The organism is Actinospineispora acaciae DSM 45401 (assembly GCF_000620785.1).
Lineage (GTDB): Bacteria > Actinomycetota > Actinomycetes > Mycobacteriales > Pseudonocardiaceae > Pseudonocardia > Pseudonocardia acaciae.
In genome coordinates this window covers 23,252-45,826 of record NZ_JIAI01000007.1, presented here as the reverse complement: position 1 = coordinate 45,826, position 22,575 = coordinate 23,252, and the positions used below count along the sequence as shown (strand labels likewise).

At 71.9% G+C, this 22,575-nt stretch carries 21 protein-coding genes; 4 read left to right on the top strand and 17 right to left on the bottom strand.

Annotation, left to right across the window (positions count from 1 at the left end):
* Nucleotides 1-42: 42 nt before the first annotated feature.
* The 6 genes from N912_RS0128220 to N912_RS55160 all read right to left on the bottom strand — a co-directional run bounded on the left by N912_RS0128220 (nt 43) and on the right by N912_RS55160 (nt 7,919).
* Nucleotides 43-1,392 carry an O-antigen ligase family protein gene (locus N912_RS0128220; RefSeq protein WP_028925031.1) on the bottom strand — a complete coding sequence of 450 codons (1,350 nt, stop codon included), beginning with the start codon at nt 1,390-1,392 and terminating at the stop codon, nt 43-45.
* Entirely contained in the window at nt 1,389-2,648 is a 1,260-nt protein-coding gene (locus N912_RS55170) for a glycosyltransferase family 4 protein (RefSeq protein ID WP_084211333.1), read from the bottom strand. Before N912_RS55170 ends, N912_RS0128220 begins: the two co-directional genes overlap by 4 nt.
* A 5-nt stretch (nt 2,649-2,653) precedes the next feature.
* Complete coding sequence (locus N912_RS0128210) at nt 2,654-3,883, bottom strand: DegT/DnrJ/EryC1/StrS family aminotransferase (RefSeq protein WP_028925030.1); 1,230 nt, start codon at nt 3,881-3,883, stop codon at nt 2,654-2,656.
* Complete coding sequence (locus tag N912_RS55165) at nt 3,880-6,372, bottom strand: polysaccharide biosynthesis protein (RefSeq protein ID WP_211261424.1); 2,493 nt, start codon at nt 6,370-6,372, stop codon at nt 3,880-3,882. The genes N912_RS0128210 and N912_RS55165 overlap by 4 nt, the downstream gene beginning before the upstream one ends.
* A gap of 142 nt (nt 6,373-6,514) precedes the next feature.
* A complete protein-coding gene (locus tag N912_RS0128200) occupies nt 6,515-7,162 on the bottom strand; it encodes a hypothetical protein (RefSeq protein ID WP_028925029.1) in 648 nt (215 codons plus the stop codon).
* Between the two features lie 244 nt (nt 7,163-7,406).
* Nucleotides 7,407-7,919, bottom strand: a complete 513-nt coding sequence (locus N912_RS55160; protein WP_051580908.1) for a MarR family winged helix-turn-helix transcriptional regulator — start codon at nt 7,917-7,919, stop codon at nt 7,407-7,409.
* Nucleotides 7,920-8,028: 109 nt separating this feature from the next.
* On the opposite strand from N912_RS55160, the gene N912_RS0128190 reads away from it, so the two are divergent.
* A complete protein-coding gene (locus tag N912_RS0128190; protein WP_028925028.1) occupies nt 8,029-9,030 on the top strand; it encodes a substrate-binding domain-containing protein in 1,002 nt (333 codons plus the stop codon).
* Nucleotides 9,031-9,058: 28 nt separating this feature from the next.
* Here the strand turns inward: N912_RS0128190 and N912_RS0128185 are convergent, their stop codons facing one another.
* The 10 genes from N912_RS0128185 to N912_RS63820 form a co-directional block, all read right to left on the bottom strand.
* Nucleotides 9,059-10,000 carry an ABC transporter substrate-binding protein gene (locus tag N912_RS0128185; protein WP_028925027.1) on the bottom strand — a complete coding sequence of 314 codons (942 nt, stop codon included), beginning with the start codon at nt 9,998-10,000 and terminating at the stop codon, nt 9,059-9,061.
* Nucleotides 9,997-11,133 (bottom strand): LLM class flavin-dependent oxidoreductase, encoded by a 1,137-nt coding sequence (locus N912_RS0128180; protein ID WP_028925026.1) that lies wholly within the window; start codon nt 11,131-11,133, stop codon nt 9,997-9,999. The genes N912_RS0128185 and N912_RS0128180 overlap by 4 nt, the downstream gene beginning before the upstream one ends.
* On the bottom strand, nt 11,130-12,194 hold the full coding sequence (locus tag N912_RS0128175; RefSeq protein ID WP_028925025.1) for an LLM class flavin-dependent oxidoreductase: 1,065 nt from the start codon (nt 12,192-12,194) through the stop codon (nt 11,130-11,132). Before N912_RS0128175 ends, N912_RS0128180 begins: the two co-directional genes overlap by 4 nt.
* On the bottom strand, nt 12,191-13,171 hold the full coding sequence (locus N912_RS0128170; protein WP_028925024.1) for an ABC transporter substrate-binding protein: 981 nt from the start codon (nt 13,169-13,171) through the stop codon (nt 12,191-12,193). The genes N912_RS0128175 and N912_RS0128170 overlap by 4 nt, the downstream gene beginning before the upstream one ends.
* The gene (locus N912_RS0128165; RefSeq protein WP_037067220.1) at nt 13,168-13,908 is read right to left on the bottom strand and encodes an ABC transporter ATP-binding protein; all 741 of its coding nucleotides are present in this window, start codon (nt 13,906-13,908) and stop codon (nt 13,168-13,170) included. The genes N912_RS0128170 and N912_RS0128165 overlap by 4 nt, the downstream gene beginning before the upstream one ends.
* Nucleotides 13,905-14,714 carry an ABC transporter permease subunit gene (locus N912_RS0128160; RefSeq protein ID WP_028925022.1) on the bottom strand — a complete coding sequence of 270 codons (810 nt, stop codon included), beginning with the start codon at nt 14,712-14,714 and terminating at the stop codon, nt 13,905-13,907. Before N912_RS0128160 ends, N912_RS0128165 begins: the two co-directional genes overlap by 4 nt.
* Nucleotides 14,711-15,751 (bottom strand): NrtA/SsuA/CpmA family ABC transporter substrate-binding protein, encoded by a 1,041-nt coding sequence (locus N912_RS0128155; RefSeq protein WP_028925021.1) that lies wholly within the window; start codon nt 15,749-15,751, stop codon nt 14,711-14,713. The genes N912_RS0128160 and N912_RS0128155 overlap by 4 nt, the downstream gene beginning before the upstream one ends.
* Before the next feature lie 158 nt (nt 15,752-15,909).
* On the bottom strand, nt 15,910-17,067 hold the full coding sequence (locus N912_RS0128150) for a right-handed parallel beta-helix repeat-containing protein (RefSeq protein ID WP_051580907.1): 1,158 nt from the start codon (nt 17,065-17,067) through the stop codon (nt 15,910-15,912).
* A 311-nt stretch (nt 17,068-17,378) separates the two neighbouring features.
* Nucleotides 17,379-17,735, bottom strand: a complete 357-nt coding sequence (locus N912_RS63825; protein WP_028925019.1) for an MmcQ/YjbR family DNA-binding protein — start codon at nt 17,733-17,735, stop codon at nt 17,379-17,381.
* Complete coding sequence (locus N912_RS63820) at nt 17,732-18,688, bottom strand: hypothetical protein (RefSeq protein WP_028925018.1); 957 nt, start codon at nt 18,686-18,688, stop codon at nt 17,732-17,734. The genes N912_RS63825 and N912_RS63820 overlap by 4 nt, the downstream gene beginning before the upstream one ends.
* A gap of 198 nt (nt 18,689-18,886) precedes the next feature.
* Between N912_RS63820 and N912_RS0128135 the strand changes: the two genes are divergently transcribed.
* A complete protein-coding gene (locus tag N912_RS0128135; protein ID WP_156994103.1) occupies nt 18,887-19,153 on the top strand; it encodes a hypothetical protein in 267 nt (88 codons plus the stop codon).
* Here N912_RS0128135 and N912_RS0128130 read toward each other — a convergent pair.
* On the bottom strand, nt 19,150-19,602 hold the full coding sequence (locus N912_RS0128130) for an SRPBCC family protein (protein WP_028925016.1): 453 nt from the start codon (nt 19,600-19,602) through the stop codon (nt 19,150-19,152). The two genes, N912_RS0128135 and N912_RS0128130, sit on opposite strands and share 4 nt — an antisense overlap.
* A gap of 150 nt (nt 19,603-19,752) precedes the next feature.
* Here N912_RS0128130 and N912_RS0128120 point away from each other — a divergent pair, with 150 nt between their 5' ends.
* Together N912_RS0128120 and N912_RS0128115 are read left to right on the top strand one after the other, a co-directional pair.
* A complete protein-coding gene (locus tag N912_RS0128120; RefSeq protein WP_156994101.1) occupies nt 19,753-21,015 on the top strand; it encodes a carboxylate--amine ligase in 1,263 nt (420 codons plus the stop codon).
* 239 nt (nt 21,016-21,254) lie between these two features.
* Nucleotides 21,255-22,550: a carboxylate--amine ligase gene (locus N912_RS0128115; RefSeq protein ID WP_028925013.1), complete on the top strand. Its 1,296-nt coding sequence runs from the start codon at nt 21,255-21,257 to the stop codon at nt 22,548-22,550.
* Nucleotides 22,551-22,575 lie beyond the last annotated feature (25 nt).

Genomic DNA, 22,575 nt, shown 5'->3' with positions numbered 1-22,575 from the left:
CGATTGTTCTCGAGGTCGTCGAGTGCCGCCCCGACCAAGGCGTTAATTATTGTTGCGGTGCCACCTTGGTCGTCGAGTGAGCACATGAACGAATGGTAGTTGTGAAAAGTCATTGGCGGCATCGTCAAGTTTGTTAAGGTGCGCGTATGTGGACGGTGGTCGGCAGCAGTTCTGGCCGCCGCCCACCCACACCGCGGCGCGGTTGGTGGCGAGAGCGGCGAAGACCCACAGGAAACGGCTGTCGTACAGGTCGCCGGAGAACATGGCGGCTATCGCGATGAACAGGGCGGCCGCGACGAAGGCGACCCGGTCGGTCGGCAGCCCTCGCCACGGCCGGCCCTCGGCCACGAACGCCACCGCGCACGCCACCAGCAGGGCCGCCCCGATGAGCCCGCCGGTGGCGGCCACGTCCACGACCAGGTTGTGCGGGTAGCTCAGGTCCTCGCTCTGGCCGAACTCGGCGAAGAAGCTGTCCAGCCCGCCGCCGAACACCGGGTGTCGAATGGCGATGCTCAGCGCCTGGTCCAGCAGGGCCGGGCGGTCGGAGAACTGGCCGCGCTGGAACAGGCCCACCACGAACCGCTGTTGTGGGCTCCCCGCCGCGCCCGACCCCAGCACGGCGGCGCCGGCGAGCAGCACGCCGACGGCGATGACCGAGGCGCCCGCCACCGCCCGCCGGGAGATCCGGCGGCGGTACAGGATCGCGACGAACAGCGCGGTGCCCACGGCGGCCACCGCGCCGCCGCGCGACCCGGACAGGATGGCGGCGACCACCAGCGCGGGTATCGGGATCAGGAACAGCTTGCGGCGGTGCAGCACGGCGAGCGCGACGGCGGCGATCAGCCCGAGCACCACCACCCGCACGTACACGTTGGGGCCGCCGCCGAACGCGGTGGTCCGGCCCTGCACGTCGGTCTGGCCGATCACCAGCCCGTGCGCCGCGTAGGTCACGCCCGCGATCCACAGCAGGACCAGCATGGTGCGCCGGGCGTGCTCCGGGTCGGGCGCGGAGATGGTCACGGTGATGACCAGCAGCAGCGCGAGGTAGCCCAGGTCGGTGGCGGCCTCGGCGGCGCGGGCCTGCGCCGGCGCCCAGAACACAGTCGTCGCGAGGTAGCAGATCAGCGCCAGGACCAGCAGCATCGAGGGCGGCCACCGGTTGTGGTAGTGGTGCGCGACGGGCAGCGTGCGCCACATCAGGACCAGGGCGAGCAGCCCGCCGATCGCGACGATCCGCAGGTCGAAGTCGGTGAACTCGGGCATCCCGATCCGGTCGAGGGTGAACCGGCCCATCAGGGTGGCCACGAACAGGGCGAGGACGAGCAGCCGGGGCACCCGGCGCGGGGTGCCGGCATCGCGCCGCACCGCGGTCACCTCCGCGATCGCGGTCATCGTCCCGGCCGCCCGGCCGTTGCCGCGCCGGCCCGATCCTCGGCGCGGGCTCCCGCCCCCGTCACCGCCGTGTGGAGCGTCTCGAACAGGATGTCCCTGCCGAACCGGGTGGTGGCCAGCTCGTGCGACGCCCGCCCCGCCCGCTCCAGCCAGGCGCCGTCGCGCAGGTGGGTTACCAGCTCGGCGGCGGCGGCGTCGATGTCGTGCGGGTCCAGCGCCAGGCCCGCCCCCGACTCGCGGAGCACGTCGGCCTGCCAGCCGCCGTGGTTGATCGCGATCGGCCGGCCGGCGGCCATGGCGTCGAAGAACTTGTTCGCCGAGTTGGCGTTCAGTCCGGGCGTCGGGATGACCACGCTGGTCGCGATGCTCGCGGCGCCGAGGACGGCCGGGACCTGGTCCTTCGGCACCTCCGGCAGGATGAACAGGGAGCGGTCCAGCACCCCGAGCTCGGCGGCCAGCGCCCGCACCTCGTCCGCCTCGGCGCCGTCGCCGACCAGCAGGAAGCGGACGTCCGGGTCGCTGTGCGCGAGCGCCGCCGCCAGCCGCACCAGGTAGCCGACCCCGTTGATCATCCCGAAGGTGCCGATGTAGGCGACCAGCGGACGCTCGCCCAGCCAGTCGTGGGCGGCGCGCCATCGGCGTCCTTCCGAGGCGGCGGAGGCGAACAGGTCCAGGTCGGCGCCGTTGGGGACCACCGACATCCGCGACGGGGGGAAGCCGTGCGCGGCCACGCCCTCGGCCATGCCCGGCGAGAGCGCGACGACGTGGTCGGCGTTGCGGTAGGCCGCGCGGGCCAGCGCGAACGCCGCCCGCACCGCCGCCGGGTTGCGCAGCGCGCCCAGCTCGATGGGCAGCTCCGGCCACAGGTCGCGGACCTCGAAGACGAACCGGGCACGGCGGACCTTGGCGGCGACGATCCCGGGGATGGCCACGGTGAGCGGCGTGCTGGTGGCGAACACGACGTCCGCGCCGAGGCGGACCGCCTTGGCGGTGGCCAGCACCGCGAACCGCAGGAACGCACCGATGCGGCTCCGGAACCGCATGTGGTTGGAGTACGGCAGCGGCAGCCAGTGCACGGTGACGCCGTCCTCCACGGTGCTGGTCCAGCGCAGCGACGCGCGCGCCGCCTCGGTGCACGTGGTGATCACGTGCACGTCGTGGCCGGCGGCGGCCAGCCGCCGCGCCTGCTCGTAGGACCGGGTGCCGCCCGGCATCGACGGGGTCACGAAGTACTGGTGGATGTAGACGATGCGCACCGGCGTCACCTCTCGTCTCGGGTGGCCGCCGAGGCGACCTTGCGGACCGCCTCGGCGGTGTCCCGGATCTCCTCGTCGGTCAGGGTCGGGTGGGTGAGCAGCGCGAACGCGGTCCGGCCCAGCTCGGCCGCCGCCGGCAGGGGGTGGCGCGGCCGGATCCGATCGAAGGCGCGCTCGCGGTGGATCTCGGTGCAGCCGCCCTGCTGGCAGGGCACGCCCTCGGCGGCCACCGCGGCCACGAACCGGTCCCGGTCCCAGCCGGGGGCCAGCTCGGCGGGGCGTACCCGGGGGGTGAACCGGTACCAGGCGTGCCGCGCGCCCGGAGGTTCGTCGGGCAGGGCCAGCGCCGGGAGGTCGGCCAGCGCCTCCCGCAGCGCGTCGGCGTGCGCCCGGCGCGCGGCTAACCAACCGTCTACTTTGCGCAACTGGTTGCGTCCGACCACCGCTTGTATCTCGGTCATCCGGGCGTTCGTCCCGAAGGAGTCGTGCACCCACCGGAACCCGGGGGAGCGCGTGCCGGCGAACACCTCGGCATGGCTCTTGCCGTGGTCCTTGGCCTCCCACACCCGCCGCCACAGGTCCTCGTCGTCGGTGGTGACCGCGCCGCCCTCGCCGGCGGTTGTGATGATCTTGTCCTGGCAGAACGACCACGCGGCGATGTCGCCGTCCGTCCCCACCATCCGCCCGTGCCGGCGCGCCCCGTGCGCCTGCGCGCAGTCCTCCACCACGCGCAGCCCGTGCGCCCGCGCCAGCCGCACGATCGGCGGCATGTCCACCGGGTACCCGGCCAGGTGCACCACGACGACCGCGCGGGTGCGCGGGGTGAGCGCGGCCTCGATGCTCGCCGGCGTCAGGCACCGGTGCCCGAGCGAGACGTCGGCCACCACGGGCGTCGCGCCCCGCGCCGCCACCGCGCTGGCCGTCGCGATGAACGTGGCGGCCGGCACCACCACGTCGTCGCCCGGCCCGATCCCGAGCGCGGCCAGCGCCAGTTCGAGCGCGAGCGTGCCGTTCCCCACCGCGACCCCGTGGCGCGCGCCGGCCCAGCGCGCGAACTCCGCCTCGAACAGCCGCCCGTGCTCCCCGGTCCAGTAGTTCACCCGGCCGGAGAGCAGCACCTCGCGCACCGAGGCCAGGTCGTCGCCGTCGAACCGGGGCCACCCCGACACCGGCCGGGCCCGCACCGGCATCCCGCCGTCGACCGCCAGCACCCGCGACGGGCTGACCGCCGTCATCGCAGCCCCACCGCGCGCCCGGCACCGCCCAGCCGGTTGAGCTCCAGCGCCGGGTCCGTCACGTCGAACAGCTCGGCGAGCTGCTCGGGCGCCAGCGGCGGCACCGGGACGTGCGCGATGGCCGGGTGGATCGGGCGCACGTCGCTCTCCCCGTCGCCGAAGAGCTCCTCGTGCAGCTTCTCGCCCTCGCGCAGCCCGGTGTAGACGATCGAGGTGGGCCGCCCGGCGATCTCCATGAGCTGCTCGACGATGTCCACGATCCGGACCGGCTCGCCCATGTCCAGCACCAGCACCTCGCCGGCGTTGCCGATCGCCGCCGCCTGGATGACCAGCTCGACCGCCTCGGGGATCATCATCAGGAACCGGGTGACCTCGGGGTGGGTCACCGTCACCGGGCGGCCGGAGGCGATCTGGTCGGTGAACGTGGTCAGCGCGCTGCCCCTGCTGCCCAGCACGTTGCCGAAGCGCACCGACAGGTAGCGCCCGCCCGGCTTGGCCGCGACCAGCCGCTCGCCGACCCGCTTGGACAGCCCGAGCACGCTGATCGGGTTGGCCGCCTTGTCCGTGGAGATGTTGACGAACCGCTCCACGCCCGCCGCGGCCGCCGCGTCGAGCACGTTCGCGGTGCCCAGCACGTTGGTCTTCCAGGCCTCCGCCGGGTAGAGCTCCAGCACCGGCAGGTGCTTGAGCGCGGCGGCGTGGAACACGACCTGCGGGCGGCGCTGGGTGAACAGCTCGAACATCGTGTGCCGGTCGCGGATGTCGGCCAGGATCGTGCCGGGGGAGTCGAGCAGCGCGGTGCCCACCATGGACAGCTGGACGGCGTGCAGCGCGGACTCGTCGCGGTCGAGCATCATCAGCTCGGCCGGCTCGAACCGCTCGATCTGCCGGCACAGCTCCGACCCGATCGACCCGCCGGCGCCGGTGACCAGCACCCGCCTGCCGCGCAGGTACCCGGCGATGGACTCCACGTCGGTCCGCACCGGCTGGCGGCCCAGCAGGCTGCCGACGTTGACCTCGCGCAGGTCGGACAGCCCGACCCCCGGGCCGAGCAGCTCGGCCAGCGACGGCAGCTGCTTGACCCGCAGCCCGGACGCCAGCGCGATCCGGGTCACCGCCCTGACGTCCGAGGGGTCCGCGCTGGGCAGCGCGATGACCAGCAGCTCCGCGTCGGTCTCGGCGGCGACCGCCGGCAGGTCGGTGCGGTTGCCGCGCACCTTGATGCCGGCGATGCAGCGGCGCCGCAGCTCCGGGTCGTCGTCCAGGAACGCGATCGGCCGGTACCCGCCGGCCGGGTCGGCGAGCATCGCCCGCACCAGCTCCCGGCCGGCCGACCCCGCGCCGAAGACGATCACCCGGGGCGCCTGCGGGGCCGCCCGGGTGCCTCGGTGCTCGACCACCGCGCGCATCACCAGCCGCGCGCCCGCGGCGAAGACGAACATCAGGAACGGCGCCATCAGCGGCACCGAGCGCGGCACCAGCCAGGTGGCGGCGAGCGCCTGGTAGACGAAGGTGACCGCCGCGACCGCGAGCGCCACCACCGCCAGGTTCCAGGCCTGGTCCACGCTGCCCACGAAGTATCTGCCCCAATAGGTCCGCAACAACGCGCCCAGAACCCATTGCGCGAGCACCGCGACGACAATTATCTCGAGCAGTCCCGAGCCGTCGATGGGGCCGATGTTCCAGTCGTACCGGCACCAGGTGGCCCCGGCGAGGGCGACCGCCCAGGCCAGCCCGTCCACCACCGGGCCGATAAGCCCCCGAGCCATTCTGAGCGGGCGCCGGGTTGACCCGGTGGACGGCCGGAACCCGGAGAACACCGGCGTCGGCGTCGCGGACTCGGCGTTGCCGTTCCAGACGGTTTCGGGTGCGTCATCGCGCCCGGTGGCCCGCCGGTTGAGGACGTACAGGATCGTCTTGACGAGAATCCGCGCGTCCAGCCGCAGCGACCAGTTGTCGACGTACCACACGTCGTACTCGAACCGCCGTTCCATCTTCATCCGGCTGCGGCCGTTGATCTGGGCGAGGCCGGTGATGCCCGGCCGGACATCGTGGCGCCGGGCCTGTTCCGCGGTGTAGAGGTCGAGGTATTCGAGCAGCAGCGGCCGGGGCCCGACCAGGCTCACGTCCCCTTTGATGACGTTGAGCAGCTGGGGGAGCTCGTCGAGGCTGGACTTGCGCAGCCACCGGCCGACCCTGGTGATGCGCGCGTCGAAGTCGTCCTCGTCCTCCGGGCGCTCGGCCGGGCGCATCGTGCGGAACTTCAACAGTACGAAAGGCCGCTCGTGCAGGCCCGGGCGCAGTTGGCGAAACCACACCGGCCGGCCCATGGTGCACAGCACGACAACGGCGACAACCAGAAACACCGGCGCGAACACCACGAGCGCGACCGATGCGGCGACCACGTCGATGCCGCGCTTGACCGCGAGGCGAAAACGAAGCGATCCGGCTAAGTCCGAGTCATCGGTGCTCGGAACACGAGCATTCATTCCCATCGAGAACCAACCCCGCCCTGTCCGTCCTGTAGTTAGTGGTGTTGTGCCAGCTCAGCCCGGTGCTTCGGGCCGTGCGGCGGGCGTCAGCGACCGACTCCATCACCGTAAGCAGCGTGGAGCGGTGGAACTTCGGGAGTTAGGGAAGCTGTGCCGGAGTGGAATGGTTTTCTTCCGCCGGCGCCGGCGCGCTCAACTGTGGTGGCGCCTTCATGGTGAGCGAGACGGTTTCGCTCGGCGTGCCGTTGCGCGTGGTTTCCTTCTCATTCTCCTCGGCGATGGCCAGGCGTCGCCGCGCCGCTCGATCCCAGATGCAGGCGACGCTGATCGTGAGAATGATCCCGAGTACGAGGGCGACGGCGGCCGCCGCCTCGCGTATTCCGGGCGCGAACTTGGGAGGCGTGGCCGTGACGACGTTCGACAGCCGGACGGCCTCGCGGTTCGTCACGCGCAGGTCTTTCTGCCGTTCGGCCAGCTCCTTCTCCGCCCGGGTCAGGATCTGGGAGACGATTTGTATGCACCGCTGCGGGTCAGGGCTCCTGGCGGTCACGAACACGAACGGTTGCCCGATCATGCTGACCTCGGTGCCGGTTCCCTTGACGGTGAACGACTCCTGGAACGGCGTCAGCCCGAGCTGCGCGGGCATCGTCGGTGCGGACAACGACTGAACCAGGACGTACGCGGTGGTGTTCAGGCCCTGGCTCGGTAGTAGTGATGGGTTCATGTCATTGGCCACCGGCCGCTTGGGCTGAACCAGCACGACGGTGCCACTCGAGCTGTACTGCATCGGCAACAACGTCGCCGCGGTACCGGCGGCAGCGAGCGAGAGAAGAATTCCCGCGGCTGTGATGGGCCACCGTCGACAGAGCACTCGGAAAGTCGTCACACTCTTCGTCTCCCCGCCATTTGAGTATTATCCGCGCATGGCATCCCACCTTAGGGATGTCATACTCAATCCCCCTCGCTCGTCGTGACGAGCCCGGCGAGACCCAGCTTACGGAGCGCTTTGCTCAGAGCCATCCTCAAAGTTGTTATTGACTCGGTATCTCGGCGCGTTCCTGGCCCGAGCGGAGTGCCTCGTCGACGCGTACCAGCGTGCTCAGCAGGTCACCACCCGGCCGTCCGGCCTCGCCGAACACCCGCCGCTGGACGTCGATGACGACCGGCATCGCGCGGCGCAGGGCGGCCACGCCGGCCCGGGTCAGCTCGATGTGCTTGGTGCGCACGTCCGACGTGCCTCGGGGGCGGGCGACCATGCCCTTGCCCTCCAGCGCCTTGAGCATGTGCGAGACCTGCATCGGATGAATGTCGGCGGAGCGCGCGAGTCGCGCCTGTGTCGTGGGTTCGTCCCGCCGGCCCAGCCAGGCGGCCATGGCGAGCGTGGTGAACTGCAGGTGCGTCAGGTCGAGCGCGCCGAGCGCCCGGTCGACCTCCCGGACGTAGTGGTGGAGCACCCGCCACATCACGAACCCGACGGCCCTCTCCGGCGCGCCGAGGGAAGCCGTCTCGAACAGGTCTCTCAGGTCGGAGGCATCGGCGCGCATGGGGCCGGAGTGTAGGACACCGCGTCGCCGATGCGACGGTTGACACCATTTCGTAAATGGATTTATGATCGGTCTTGAGCTGGACATTCGGCGACGAGGGGTGGTAGCGATGGGCGATCTTGCACTGACCGTGGCCAGTTACCGCTACGACAGCACGCGGGCGCTCTTCGACCGGAGCGTGACGTTCGAGGGGATCGACGCGAGCTTCCACACCGCGCCGGTGATCTCGGACATCTTCGAACGCATGGTGCGGGGGCGTGAGTTCGACGTGTCCGAGCTCGGCCTGACCTTCTACACCCGGACGCTCGACCTGGAGGACCCGCCGTTCGTCGCGATACCGGTGTTCCCGAACCGGGTGTTCCGGCACTCGTGCATCTACGTCAACAGGTCCAGCGGCATCACGGAGCCGAAGGACCTGGAGGGGCGGACGGTCGGCGAGTTCGGGATCTACGGGCAGGACTCCGGCGTCTGGGCCAAGGGGATCCTCGCGGACGAGTACGGCTTCGACCCGGCGCGGTGCCGTTGGCTGATCGGCGGCCTGGACCGGCCCATCACGCCCTTCGACTTCGTTCCCCGGCCGGCACCGGACGGCCTCGACGTGCGGTACCTGCCGGACGACAGGGCACTGGGGCCGATGCTGGAGAGCGGCGAGATCGACGCGCTGTTCTCCGCGAACGTGCCGAGGTGCGTGCTGGACGGCTCGCCGGAGGTGGTGCGGCTGTTCCCGGACTACGAGCCGGTCGAGCGTGACTACTACCGGCGGACCGGGATCTTCCCGGCCATGCACGCGATCGTGCTGCGCAGGGACCTGCTCGGCGAGCGCCCCGGCCTGGCCAGGACGCTCTACGACGGCTTCCTCGCGGCCAAGAACGCCGCCACCGAGAAGTACCTGACGGATCGGCGGATCTACCAGGCCAGCAGCATGATCCCGTGGATGAACGCGCTCTTCGAGGAGAACCGCCCGCTGCTCGGAGACGACTGGTTCCCCTACGGGGTCGAGGCCAACCGCGCGACGATCGACACCTTCCTGCGGTACCACTTTCGGCAGGGGCTGTCGAAGCGCCTGCTGACCAGCGACGACATCTTCGCCGAGGAGCTGCTCGACACGTAGGCGCGCGGCGCCTCGTCGGGTGGCACCGTCAGGCGGCGGCTCGCGTGGTCTCGATCGCGTCGGCGATCCAGGGCAGCACGGCGTCGCGCACCCGTACCCGGCGCGGCAGCAGGCCGTGGGTGGCGAGCAGGTCGGCGGCGCGTTGCTGTTCGTCCAGGAACTCCTCGGTGACCGGGCCGACGCCGAACGGGCGCCCGCGCAGCGCGGCCTCCCAGGCGTCGAGGTCGGCGGTCCCGCCCCGGGCGGTGACGTCGTCGACGAAGAACCCGGCCGCCGCGCGCGGGTTGGCGGTGATCCAGGCGTCGGACTCCTGCAGCGCGCCGAGGATCGCCTCCAGCGCGCCTCGGTGGTGCTCGGCGAACTCGCGGCGGGTGAACCACAGCGACGGGTGGCTGAACAGGCCGTCGGTCTCGACCAGGGTGTGCAGTGGTGTGGTGGACTCGATCGCGGACAGGCCGGGGTAGGCGCCCACCCAGGCGTCCAGCTCGCCGCGCAGCAGCGCCTGCCCGCCGTCGTGCACGTCGGTGTCCACCGGCTCGATGTCCGCCCAGCCCAGGCCGGCGTTGTCCAGGGCGAACAGCACCAGGGTGGTCTGCCAGGAGCCGTGCGCGATGCCGACCCGCCTGCCTTTGAGCCCGGACACCGACGTGACGCCGGAGCCCTCGGTGGTGACCAGCCGGCCGTTGGCCACCCTGGGGCCGGAGATGCCGGCGTAGACGATGTCCCTGCCGTTGCCCAGGGCGGTCACCGGCGGGGTGAAGCCGGTGCCGATGAAGTCGTAGCCGCCGTCGGTGAACAGCCAGTCGGAGTGCAGCGACGGCAGGCCGGAGCGCGGGTCCACCGGTTCGGGGCGGGGGAGCGCGCGCAGGTCGACCCATTCCACGCCGGGCAGCCGGCGCTCCAGGATGCCCAGGTGGCGGAGCACGAACAGCGAGTTGTTGTGCGGGAAGAACCCGACTCTGACGGTCACGTACGGACTCCTTGGTGTGTGGTCGAACGCAGCAGCGGCAGGACCTCTTCGCCGACGCGGTAGGCCTCTTCGAGGTGGGGGTTGCCGGCGAGGATGAACGCGTCCACGCCGAGGTCGAGCAGCTGGTCGAGCCGTTCGGCGACCTGCTCGTAGCTGCCGACCAGGCCGAACGCGGGGCCGCCCCGGATCAGGCTGAACCCGCACCAGACGTTCGGTTGGACCTCCAGGTCGCGGTAGCCGGTGATGGTCTCGGGCACCCAGCCCTGGATGCGGGCGGCGCCCACCGAGTCGCCCTGGGCGGCGCGGTTGGCCGCGTCCCTGTCGACGAACGCCCAGCCCTGCTCGATCTCTGCCCAGGCGGCCTCCTCGGTGTGCCGGGCCAGGACGTCGATGCGCACCGCGAACTTCGGCGCGCGGTCGGCGTGTTCCCGTACCCGGTCGAACTTGGCGCGCAGGTCGGCGAACGGCTCCAGCCAGGACAGGTAGTAGTCGGCGTGCCGACCGGCCGCTTTCACGGCGGCCGAGGAGGAGCCGGAGAAGTAGACCTCCGGGAACGGCTGGCCGGCCAGCAGGGGCGGCAGCGCGGCGGCCTCGGTGCGGAAGAACCGCCCGTCGTGGTCGAACGGCTTGCCGTCCCACACCCCGCGCAGCACGTCGAGGAACTCGCTGGTCCGCGCGTAGCGGTCGTCGTGCGCCACCTTGTCGCCCCACCACAGCTGGGCCGGGCCGCCGCCACCGGTGATCACGTTGTAGACCAGCCGCCCGCCGGTGGCCCGCTGCAGGCTCGCGGACATCCGCGCGGCCTGCACCGGGTGCAGGAAACCGGGCTGGAAGGCGACCATGAACCGGTACGTCGACGTCTCCGCGGCCAGCGCCGAGGCCACCGCCCACGGGTCGTCGGTGATCGGGAAGGACGGCAGCAGCCCGCCGACGAACCCGGCCGACTCCGACGCCCTGGCCACCGCCGCCATGTGGTCGATGTAGCGGTAGTCGTCGAGGGCGCCGTGGCGGATGGCGGGCGCGATGTTGCCCGGCCGGTAGCCGCCGGCGTGGCCCCGGTTGTAGCGGCGGGGGGTGCGCAGCGACGCGTGGTCGCCCTCCATGCCGATGCGCCAGTAGACGTCGATGCTCACGTTGTGGAGACCTCCAGGGTGCGCCCGGCCGGGTCGGCGAGGAACAGCAGGTGCTCGCCGGCGCGGTGCACCTCCTCGATGTGCGGGTGCCCGGACAGCACGAACGTGTCGAACCCGGCGTCCTGGTAGGCGCGCAGCCGTGCCGCCACCCGCTCGTAGCTGCCGACCAGGCCGATCGGGTGGCGGTGGCCCAGCTCGGTGAAGCCGGCCCAGCGGTCCTCGTCCAGTCGCAGCCGCTCGCCGTCCTGGCCGGGTCTGTTCAGCTCGCGCCACTGCCGGTGCACCCGCGCCCACGCCTCCGCGTCGGTCTGCCTGGCGACGACCGGCACGTCCAGCCCGGCGCGTACGGTCCGCCCAGCCCGCGCCGCGTGCTCGCCCAGCGCCGCCACCGACCGTTCCAAGGCGCCGTCGTCGGCCGTCTCGGCGAAGACGTGCACGTCGGCGTGCCGCGCGGACAGCTCCAGCGAGCCGCCGGACAGGTACACGGTCGGGAACGGCAGCCCGGACAGAATCCCCCGAAAGCCGCCGTCGACGACGTCGTAGTACTCCCCGTCGAAGTCGAACCCCGTACCCCGAAACCCGGCGGCGGGCACCGACCGCTCGTTCCATACCCCCCGGGCCACCGTGAGGAACTCCTCCGCCCGCGCATAACCGCTGGTCACAACCCGTGAGTGGAGAGTGGTGTCATAGCACCGTTTACCACTCACGGGTTCTGAGCTGGGAGTTCTCTCGGCGGGGTCGACCGCGAGCCACCAGGAGAGGCGGCCGGCGGAGAGGCGTTGGAGCGTGGCCGACATTTTTGCGGCGTACACCGGGGTGCCGAAGTCGGCGGGGAACTCCACCACGATCCGGGAGTGGCGGGTGGATCGCAGTGCGCCGCCGGCGACGATCCAGGACTCCTCGCCGTCCGGGTCGTACGGCGCGACCAGGCCGTCCAGGCCGGACAGCTCGGCCGCACGGACGACCTGTGCGATGTCGTCGAACCCGTCCCGATGGCGCAGCCCGGGATCCGCGCGCCGCCCGTCGCCCCGGCTGGGCAGCCGCCACAGGAACTTGGTCACGCCGCGACCGCCACCTGGTCCCGAGCCCGCTCCAGCGGCTCCCTGGCGACCCAGGAGTCCAGGTCGAAGTCGGCGGCGAGGAAGCCGTGGACGTAGAGGAACCGCTTCTGGACGTCGAGCAGCTCCAGCCGCTCGTCCGACAGCGACGGGTGCAGGTCGCGGTGGAACTCGGCGCCGTAGGCCGCGACCACGCCGTCCGGCCCGGACCGGGTCTCCCGTTGCAGCACCTCGCGCACGCCGTCGAGGTTCGCGGCGGCCCAGTCGGCGGCGCGCAGGCTCTGCGCGAGGAAGTCGACGACCACCTCGGGCCGGCGCTCCAGGAGGTCGGCGTGCACGGTGATCGGCCTCGGCGTGCCGTTGTTCACCCGGTGCCGCTTGTGCTCGGTCGCGTCCAGGTCCACCGCGACCCGCAGCCCGTGCTCGCGGGCCAACTCCTGGGCGCGAGCGCCCTTCACGTAGATCGCGTCCACCTCGCCGCGCAGCAGCGCCTCGACGCCCCAGGTGATCCCGCGCCCGCGCGGCTCGGGCTCCACGCCGATCTCGACGACCCGCACGTCGGAGAGGTCCAGCCCGGAAAGCCGCAGCGCGCTGGCGAACCCGTGCAGCGCCATCGCCCTCGGGAAACTCCGCGCCCGGTCCTGCGCCCAGGCCGGCAGACCGACGCGCCGCCCGGCCAGTTCGAGAGACGACTCCGGGCCGACCAGGATGGCCTGCGCCTCGTCGATCCAGGTCAGCCCGATCAGGCGGGTCGGCGAGCCCTGGGCGCGGGCGGCCAGCGCGGGCACGTTGCCGCCCTCGCGGACCAGCCCGGACAGGGTGTGGTCGAAGTGCCGCACCGCCAGCTCCGGCCCGGCGTCCTGCAGGACCCCGAACCCCAGCCCGTGCCCGGCCGCGGTCTCGCCCAGCCAGCCCAGGCTGTGCGCGAGCCCGCTGGCGGTCGGGACCGGGCAGCGGGTGTACCAGAGGGTGTCGGTCATGGGGCGCTCCCGGGGGTGACGCCGAGCGCGGCGAGCAGCTCGGCCTGGTGGCGCAGCGCGCGCGGATCGGTGCGCTGACGGGGACGGGGGACGTCGATCTCGCGGTCGGCGGCGAAGCGGCCGGCGTCGAGCACGAGCACCCGATCGGCCAACCGCACCGCCTCGTCCACGTCGTGGGTGACCATCAGCACGGCGGGCCGGTGCCGGGCGACCAGCTCGCCCACCAGCTCCTGCATCTGAAGCCGGGTCAGCGCGTCCAGCGCCGCGAACGGCTCGTCCAACAGCAGCAGCTCGGGCTCGCGCACCAGCGCCCTGGCCAGCGCCACCCGCTGCGCCTCGCCGCCGGACAGGGTCGCCGGCCACTGCCGGGCCTTGCCGTCCAGGTGCACCTCGGCCAGCGCCCGCAACCCCGCCTCCCGCGCGCTCCGTGAGCGACGCTGCCCGATCGTGACGTTGCCCAGCACGCGCTTGGACGGGACCAGCCGGGCCTCCTGGTAGACGGTGGTGCGCCGGCCGGGGACCAGCACCTCGCCGGCGTCCGGCGCCTCCAGCCCGGTCAGCAGCCGCAGCAGCGTGGTCTTGCCGGTGCCGCTGCGGCCCAGCAGCACCACGAACTCGCCGCGCCGGATGGTCAGGTCGACCCCGTCCAGCACCACCTTCTCGCCGAACGACTTGCGCAGCCCGGTGATGGACACCGCGACCGGCGGCGCCTCCAGCGACTCCGATATCAGGCTCATCGGATCGCCACCCGCGCCCGCCACGGCAGCGCCACCCGCTCCAGGATGCGCACCACGCCGTCGAACACCAGCCCGAGCAGCGCGTACAGCACGATGCACAGCACCATGTAGTCGGTGCGGTTGTACTCCTGCGCCAAGGTCACCAGGTACCCGATGCCGACCGTCGTGCCGACCTGCTCGGCGGCGATGAGCGCGGTGATGCTGATCGCCAGGCAGACCCGCAGCGCCATCAGCACGCCCGGCATCGCCGAGGGCAGGATCACCTCCGCCACCAGCCGAGGCCCGGCCAGCCCGAAGCCCCGCGCGGCCTCGACCATCTTGCGGTCCACGCCCCGCACCCCGAGGTAGGTGTAGGCGTACATCGGCGCCACCGTGGCCACCGCGATGAGCAGCACCTTGTACAGGTCGTCGATGCCGAACCAGGCGATGAACAGCGGCGCCAGCGCCAGGAACGGCACCGCGCGCACGATCTGCATCGTCGAGTCCACCAGCTCCTCACCCAGCGCCGCGAGCCCGGACACCAGCCCGAGCACCAGTCCGGTGCCCACCCCCAGCGCGAGCCCGAGCGCGGCCCGCGCCAGCGACGCCGCCGCGAACTCCACCAGCTGCCCGCCGCGCACCAGCTCGGTGAACGCCTCCCACACCTTCGGCGGGCCGGCCAGCACCCGGGGCGAGATCGCGCCGGCCGCCGAGGCCAACCACCACCCGGCGAACAGCAGCAGCGGCAGCAGGAAGCGCAGCGCCGAGGCCAGCCAACCGGGGCGCCGGGCCCGGGTCCGGGCGCGCGGCGCGGTGAGCGTGGTCATTTCACCTGCTCGGAGGCGAGCGCGGCGGCCTGCTCGGGCGGCAGCTTCGAGGCCAGGTCGTAGAAGATGTCGGCGGCGGTGATCGGGCGGGAGACGACGCCGTTGGCGTGGAACAGGTTCACCACGTCGGCCAGCGCCTCGGCGTCCTCGGCGGACGGCAGCCGGGGCACGGTGGCCTGTGCGTCGACCCGCAGCGCGTCCGCCAGCCGCTGGCCGGACAGCGCCTGCGGGCCGGTCCTGTCGAACACGTTCTCGAACTCCGTGGGGATGGCGCGCTGGCGCACGGTGAGCTGCCGCAACGCGCCGAGGAACGCGGCGGCGACGCCTGCGTGCCGCTCCAGCACCTCGGTGCGGAACACCACGACGGAGTTGTCCCGAGAGCCGATGCTCCGCTCGGTGGCGATCTCCACGCCGCCGTTGGCCTTGGCCTCCTGGTACGGCACCAGGAACGACGCCCAGGCGTCCACCTTCCCGGACGCGAACGCCGGGGCGGCGTCCTTCTGCTGCAGCGGGACGCGGGTCACCTTCTCCGCCGGTATCCCGGACTGAGCCAGCGCCTTGAGCACGATGTACTCGCCCTTGCCCGCCGGGTTGACGGCCACCCGCCTGCCGACCAGGTCGCCGACCGCGCGGATGCCCGACTCGCGGGTGGCGATGATGCCGGCCTGGTCCTGGTCGGCGGGATCCTGCACGGCCACGATGCGCACCGGCACGTCCTTGGACAGCGCGCCGACCACCGGGCTGAACGCGGCCTGGGATACGTCCAGCTCGCTGGTGTTGAACAGCTTGAGCATCGAGCTGAAGCCCGGGCTGGTGCGGACCCATTCGATCTTCGCGCCGAGCGGCGCGAGCGCCCTGTCGAATGTGCCGTCGCGCTTGCCGACCGCCAGCGGCCCTGCGTTGCCGGGGTCGGTCACCTTGAGCACGATCGGCCCCGCCCCGCCGGGGCCGGAGCCACACGCGGTGGCCAGGACGGTGACAGCGACGGTGACGGTGACCGCCACCGCGAGCGGCAGGGGCCATCGACGGCGAGACAAAAGCCAAGCACCTCTTCCGGTGGGTCGACCAACGCCGTCGGACGCTAGACACCCACCGGGAGGGGAGCGAGGTTATGCATCGTGGTGATTGGAACGGTTGACAAGCCGTGAGTGGCCAGGGGCGCTATGGCACCCCTAGCCACTCACGGGGGTGAGGATCACGGGTCGCCGCCGGGCTCGGGGCCGTTGTAGCCCTTCTCGGACGAGCCGTCCATGCCGACCTCGTAGTCGACCTCGGTGGTGACCTTGTTGTCCTTGATGGTGGCCTTCACCGACTTGTTCTGCAGCGAGAACGCCTTCTTGACGTGGCCGGCGATGGTGTTGCCGGTGAGCGTGGCGTTGGACACGTCGTCGAAGAAGAACGCCTGGCCGGCCCCGGCCGCGCAGTAGTTGTTGGTGACGGTGAACCCGCTGGACTTGCCCTCCTCGGAGCCGTCGCCCTCCTCGCTGTTCGGGCCCTCGGCGATCAGGCACATGTTGTCGATGTTCTCGAACCGGTTGCCGTCGATGAGGATCCGCTGGCTGGGCTTGTACTCGTCGGAGGTGGCGAAGGTCTGGACCGCGTCGGCGTGGTTGCCCTTCTGCCCGTTCAGGTTCTTGGCGTTCTTGACCACGTTGTTCAGGATCTTGATGTCGTTTCCGAAGAACCGGATGCCGTCGCCGTCGTCGCCCTTCTTGAGCACCTGAGGGCTGTCCACCGTGCTGTTGCGCACCGTGATGTCGTTGCCCATCAGCAGGAACCCGGGGGAGCGCGGCTTGGACATGCGCACCCCGTCGACGACCACGTGGTCGGCCTTCACGGTGATCCGCCCGGTGCTGGCCGAGCCGCCGCCGATGATCATGATCGGCGCATTGGCCGAGCCCGAGCGGCGGACCTCCAGCTCCTCGCTGCCGAGGTCGCCGGACAGGCAGATCCGGGCACCGGGCCCCGCGCTCTCCAGCGCGCTGCGCGCGGCGGCGCCGTCGGTCGCGGTGGTGGTGCAGTTGGCCAGCGCCTCCGGCTGGCCGCCCGTGCCGCCGGTGCCGCTGGCCGGCCCGGTGACGTCACCCTCGTGGGTGGCGACCAGGAACCCGCCGACCAGCGCGATCAGGACGGCCGCCGCGAGCCCGAGTATCGGCCCCCGGCGCCGCTTGCGCGGCGGCTTGCCGTAGCCGCCGGGCGGCGGCCCCCCGGGTGGTCCGGGCGGCGGCGGCCCTGGCGGACCCGGCGGGAGCGCGCCGGGCGGCGGCTGCATCCACGGCCCGGCCTGGGGGAACTGGCGGGTGGGGGTCGGTCCCTGCTGGACCTGTGCCCGCGCCGGCCCGTTGAACGACATCGCCCGGGTGTCCCCGAGCCGGCGCCCCGGCGGCTGCGCCCGATCTGGGAGCCCACGCCCAGATCCCACACTGTCCGTCACCCGGTCCCCCTCTGAGTCACCCGGTCCATCCCTTGGTCGTACCGAAACCCCGATCGGACACCACTGTCTCCGACCCACCAGTCGCGTGCCTAGGAATAAGCTGTGTACTAGCTATGAACCGACCCGGGCCGCCTCGAGCCGCACCCGGCCTCAAAGCTACCTCCGGGGTCTCGGGCGCCGGCGCCCGGCCCGTGTCAGCGGTCGGCCGCCCGTCGGCTCGGTGTCGGCGCTCAGCGCAGGTCGTCCCGTTGGGCTCGGGGCAGCCGCGCCACCACCAGGTCGTAGGAGTGGTCGAGCATCTCCAGCAGCTCGTCGTCGGGCACCGAGCCGTCCAGTACGACGGTGTTCCAGTGCCGCTTGTTGAGGTGGTAGCCGGGCGTGACCGCCGGGTAGCGGGCGCGCAGGCCCTCGGCCATGTCGGGATTGCACTTGAGGCTCACGCTGCCCGGCGCGGCGCCCAGCGAGACCAGCGCGAACATCCGGCCGGCCACCTTGAACACGGCCACCCCGTCGCCGAACGGGTAGTCCTCCGCCGAGCCCGGCCTGCGGCCGCACTCCGCGATCACCCGGTCGCGCTGCGAGCTCACCGGCGGTCCCACCAGGCGAGCACCCGCGTGCCGTACAGGGTCAGCCACCTCGACGGCTCGCCGGCCGGCACGTCGACCTCGAACCAGACCCGCCCGGGCCGGCGGCCGGCCTGCACCCAGCGGCCGTCCGGGCGCCTGGCGGCGCGGATCAGCTCGATCGCGTCGGCCATCCGGGGGTCCGGCGCCGTGCCGTCGAACAGCGACGCCTGGCGGAAGTACGCCGCGGCGTTGAGCACGCTGTAGCACCAGCGGAACGGGTAGGCGAACCGGTCCACCCACGGGGCCACCGGGTCGCCGGTGGACAGGCGGCGGAACAGGCCGCGCCGCAGCAGGTACTCCTCGCCGTCGCGCCGGGCGGTGTGCGTCGCGTCGGTCCCGCCGGTGGCGAGGTCGAAGGCGAGCAGGCCCTTGAGGGCGTTGAGCGTGGAGTGGAACGACGAGCGCGTCGAGCCCTCCACCCACTCGCAGTTCCAGCCGCCGTCGGGCAGGCGGTGCTCGACGAACCAGTCGACGATGCCGGCGACGTCGGCGCCGAGCCACAGGCCGTTCGCGACGGTCCAGGCGTTGATGCAGCAGTCGACCTCGCCGTGCCAGTACGGCTGGTTGTCGTGCTCCCAGCGGCAGCTCTCGGCGAGCAGCTCGGCGGTGCGGCGCTCGGCAAGCACGGCGGGGTCGAGCCCCCATTCCCGCAGGGAGTTGAGCGTCCAGGTGGTGGCCGTCCAGGGTTGGCCGGGCTCGGACCCGTCGAAGTCGGACGGGAAGAACGCGCCGCCGGCCCACCGGCCGTCGGGATCCTGGAGGGCGAGCAGCCGCGCGCCGAAGCCTTCGGTCGCGACCCGCGCCCGCGTCGCCTCCCAGACCTCGGGCGGTTCGTGCAGGAGGTCGCGCTCGACCTGCCAGCGCAGGGCCGGATCGGAGTCACGCAGCCAGCCGAGCAGGGCAGCGCTCGCCATGGAGCGAATGTAGCCGGGATGTCGAGCTGTTAGGTCTAAAACTGACGGACGTCCGGCGTGGCTGAGAAACGCCGAGGGCGTTGGTCACGCGGACAACACGGATGACCTGGCAGAGTCGAGGGGAGTGTGACCACGTCGCTCCCTGACACGGGCGTCGGGCCAGGAAGGAGAATCGTTCTGTCGAACGAGTACAGCGAGGTGAGGGTGCGCGCCTCCCAGGTCAAGTTCGGTGACCGGTTGATGTCCGAGGAGGGTGGCAGCGGGCAGTTGGTCGTGCAGGTCAGCACGCTCGGCGACGAGATCAGGATGTCGCATCCGGGTGGGCAGACGCGGCTGGAGGGCGATCCGCTGGTGCGGGTGCTGCGCCGCAAGCCTCGGGTCGTCGTCGAGGACGACATGCCGGCGACCATCTGGCGGCCGCTGGGACCACGGCGGACGCAGCCGTGGGAGGGCAGCGACACCTAGGTCGTCGTCGCGACCGCCTCGGCCAGCAGGTCCAGGGATGCCTGGAGCTGGTCGCGGTCGACCACCGGGAGGTGGGCGAGCATGTCGAGGTGGGTGAACTCCGACCAGTCGTAGGTCTGGGTGACCACCGTGCGGTGCTCGCCGGCGGGGGTGAGGCGCCAGACGAAGGTGTGGCCGGCGGGCTCGTGGCCGGGTTCGGCGGGCGCCCAGCCGAGGGCGCGGTCGCGCTCGTAGACCACTACGTGGTTCTCCACCCGGCGGTCGCCCTTCATGTTCATCACGAACACCGTGCCGACGGCGTCCAGCGTGACGTGGCCGGCCGAGGCCCTGACCATGCCGCTGGTGTCGAAGGCGGGATGGTTGTCGGGGTCGGCCAGGAACGCGAAGATCCGCCCGGCCGGGGCGTCGATCGTGCGGGTCACCTGGATCCTGCGCGGGGCGTCGGGCATCGGCGGGCTCCTCGGAGTCGACGCTGTCAACGGTGTCAACCGTCCTCTCGGAGTATGTAGACCGGGCTTCGGGGCGAGACTCATCGGCCGTTCGGGGCCATCGCGGGGTCCAGCGCCACCCGAAAGTCGGCATCCGCTACCGTCCACTCGATGTCTGACGGGAACATCGATACCCTGCGCGGCTCGCCCCGGCCGCCGGTGTTGATCGCGAGGGCTGGAACCCCCATCGGGTTGGCCATCGCCCGTGGGCTGCGGGGTACGGGCGCCCAGGTCGTCGGCGCGTCGCTCACGCCGACCGCGTCCACCTGCCGGTCGCGGTTGTGGCACGAGGTGCTGCCGGTCGCCGCGCCCACCGAGGCGGGGTGGCTGGCGGCGCTGCGGGAGGCGCACGCCCGCTACGGGCGGATGGTGCTCATCCCGGCCGACGACATGATGGTGCGCCTGGCCGCCGAACGCCCCGATGAGCTCGGCGAGATGTTCGACTACGTGATGCCCCCGTTGCCGACGGTCGACCGGCTGTTGGACAAGTCGGCATTTCATGAATGGGCGCTCGCGCACGATTTCCCGGTGCCGAAATCCGCGATCACCCGGAACTGGGCCGAGCTGCGGGCCGCGCTCGACGACATGACGTTTCCGGTCGTGTTCAAGCCGTTCGAGCGGACGCTGGGATGGCAGGCGCTGAGCCGGTACAAGGTGTGGCGGTTCGAAAGCGCCGCCGATCTCGAACGGCTAGGGTTCGACCCGTTCGACGCGGCGGACCGATTCGTCGTCCAGGAGTTCATTCCCGGCAGCGACAGCGACGTCTATTTCTGCCTGGTCTACCGCGACCGGGAGGGGCGCGAGCTCGCCTCGCAGGTCGGCAGGAAGCTGGGCCAGTGGCCGGCCGCGACCGGCAACACCGCGCTCGCGGTCACCCACCGGGACGAGCGGCTGCTCGACCTGACCCGCAAGATGCTCGACGCGGCGGGGCACGTCGGGTTCGGCAGCCTGGAGGTCCGGGTCAGCGAGCGGGACGGCCGGATGGTGATCATCGAGCCCACCGTGGGCCGCCCCGACCTGCAGACGGCCCTCGCCGCCGCCGCCGGGTGCAACCTCGTGGAGGTCGGCTACCGCGACGCGCTCGGGCTCCAGGCGCTGCCGATGCCCCGGCGCCGCGAGGCGATCTGGATGCACGAGACGGCGATGCCCCGGTCGGTGCTGACCTCGGTGCGCCGGCCGGCCGAACGCCGGACGCTGCTCGGCGCCCTGCGGACCAGGCGGGCGCCCGTCGGGGTGTTCTTCTCGTTCCGGGACCCGGTGCCATTCCTGCTGGAGGCCGTCACGCTCATCGGGAAGGTGGCGCGGGCGGCGCGATTCAGGCTGGGTGGGCCGCCGAGAAGTCGCGACACGGTCACGGCGGACGTCGATCGGTAGGAACACATAGTCGGTGAACGGGTGTAATCGCCCTCACATCGGGTGTCTGTACGGCACCCGCCGTAGGGGCGTACTCTGTCGTCCAACCGTTTTCTTGTTTTAACTTCATGCCCCGTCCGGGTGGTTTCACTTCGGCGCGATCTCGGGCCTCGGGCCAGCTGTCATAGTCGATCACAAGACGATTACAATGCCTGCGAACGCACAGCAGAGCTCAGCTGTTCATCGATGAGAGGGGCGCCATGAGTGCCGAAGCGCGGTGGGCCGGCGTCGACGCGTCGCTGCCACCCGCCCTGATCGCGGGCGGCGGTACTCCCACCGGACTGGCCCTCGCCAGGGGCCTGCGCGGGCGGGGCGTCCCGATCGTCGGCGTCACCCCCAGCCCCGGCGCGCCGACCTGCCGTTCGAGGATGTGGGACAGCGTCCTGCGGGTGGAGGAGCCGACCGCGCGCGGGTGGCTGACCGCGCTGGACGCCGCGCACGAGCGGTACGGCCGGATGGTGCTGTTCCTGGCCGACGACCCGGCTGTGCGGTTCGCCGCCGAGCACGCCGCCGAGCTGGAGTCGAGGTTCGACTTCGTGCTGCCCGACCTGTCCACCGTCGACCGGCTGCTGGACAAGTCCACCTTCCATGAATGGGCGCTCGCGCACGGTTTCCCCGTTCCGCAAGGCATGATCGTCGCGAACATGGACGAGCTGCACGAGGCGCTGGAGAAACTGTCGTTCCCGGTGGTGCTGAAACCCGTCGAGCACACCCGGCAATGGACGAAGATCAGCGGCCGGCACAAGGTCTACCGGCTCGACGATCCGGCCGAGCTGGACGCTCTGCCATTCGACCCGTTCGACGCCTCCGACCGGTTCATCGTGCAGGAATGGATTTCCGGCCGGGACAGCGACGTCTATTTCTGCCTGACCTACCGCGACCGCCGAGGGGCGGAGCTGGCGACCAGCGTCGGGCGCAAGCTCGCCCAGTGGCCGGTGGACGTCGGGAGCACGGCGGTGGCCGTCACGCACCACGACCCGGAGCTGGAGTCGCTGACCCGGCGGCTGCTGGACGCGGCCGGCCACGTCGGGTTCGGCTCGCTGGAGGTGCGCCGCAACCGGCGCGACGGCCGGATGATGATCACCGAGCCGACCGTGGGCCGGCCCGACCTGCAGACCGCGCTGGCCGCCGCCGCCCGGGTGAACCTGGTGGACGTGGCCTACAGCGACGCGCTGCGGCTGCCGCCGCCACCGGCCGCCCCCGCCCGGGAGGCGATCTGGGTGCACGAGACGGCGTTCCCGCTGTCGGTGCTCGTCGGCGCGCGCCGGGGCCGCCTCGACGTCCGCGCGCTGCTCGCCGCGCTGCGGACCCGCCGGGCGCCGATCGGCACCTTCTTCTCGGTCCGCGACCCGCTGCCGTTCCTGATCGAGCTGGGGACGATCGCGCGCAAGGTCGTCAAGGCCGTGCTGGGCAAGGTGCGCGGGGGCGGCGACGAGCACGAGCGGCGGTCCGAGGAGTCGGCCGGCGGGCGGCGGTGGCTCGGCTGCAAGCGGTGAGCCCGAGGGCCGGCGTCGTCGACAC

Coding starts and splice junctions, on each gene's coding strand:
- N912_RS0128220 (WP_028925031.1), bottom strand. CDS start 1,392: ATGACCGCGATCGCGGAGGTGACCGCGGTGCGGCGCGATGCCGGCACC.
- N912_RS0128210 (WP_028925030.1), bottom strand. CDS start 3,883: ATGACGGCGGTCAGCCCGTCGCGGGTGCTGGCGGTCGACGGCGGGATG.
- N912_RS55165 (WP_211261424.1), bottom strand. CDS start 6,372: ATGAATGCTCGTGTTCCGAGCACCGATGACTCGGACTTAGCCGGATCG.
- N912_RS0128200 (WP_028925029.1), bottom strand. CDS start 7,162: ATGCAGTACAGCTCGAGTGGCACCGTCGTGCTGGTTCAGCCCAAGCGG.
- N912_RS55160 (WP_051580908.1), bottom strand. CDS start 7,919: ATGCGCGCCGATGCCTCCGACCTGAGAGACCTGTTCGAGACGGCTTCC.
- N912_RS0128190 (WP_028925028.1), top strand. CDS start 8,029: ATGGGCGATCTTGCACTGACCGTGGCCAGTTACCGCTACGACAGCACG.
- N912_RS0128170 (WP_028925024.1), bottom strand. CDS start 13,171: ATGACCGACACCCTCTGGTACACCCGCTGCCCGGTCCCGACCGCCAGC.
- N912_RS0128165 (WP_037067220.1), bottom strand. CDS start 13,908: ATGAGCCTGATATCGGAGTCGCTGGAGGCGCCGCCGGTCGCGGTGTCC.
- N912_RS0128160 (WP_028925022.1), bottom strand. CDS start 14,714: ATGACCACGCTCACCGCGCCGCGCGCCCGGACCCGGGCCCGGCGCCCC.
- N912_RS0128150 (WP_051580907.1), bottom strand. CDS start 17,067: ATGTCGTTCAACGGGCCGGCGCGGGCACAGGTCCAGCAGGGACCGACC.
- N912_RS63820 (WP_028925018.1), bottom strand. CDS start 18,688: ATGGCGAGCGCTGCCCTGCTCGGCTGGCTGCGTGACTCCGATCCGGCC.
- N912_RS0128130 (WP_028925016.1), bottom strand. CDS start 19,602: ATGCCCGACGCCCCGCGCAGGATCCAGGTGACCCGCACGATCGACGCC.
- N912_RS0128120 (WP_156994101.1), top strand. CDS start 19,753: ATGTCTGACGGGAACATCGATACCCTGCGCGGCTCGCCCCGGCCGCCG.
- N912_RS0128115 (WP_028925013.1), top strand. CDS start 21,255: ATGAGTGCCGAAGCGCGGTGGGCCGGCGTCGACGCGTCGCTGCCACCC.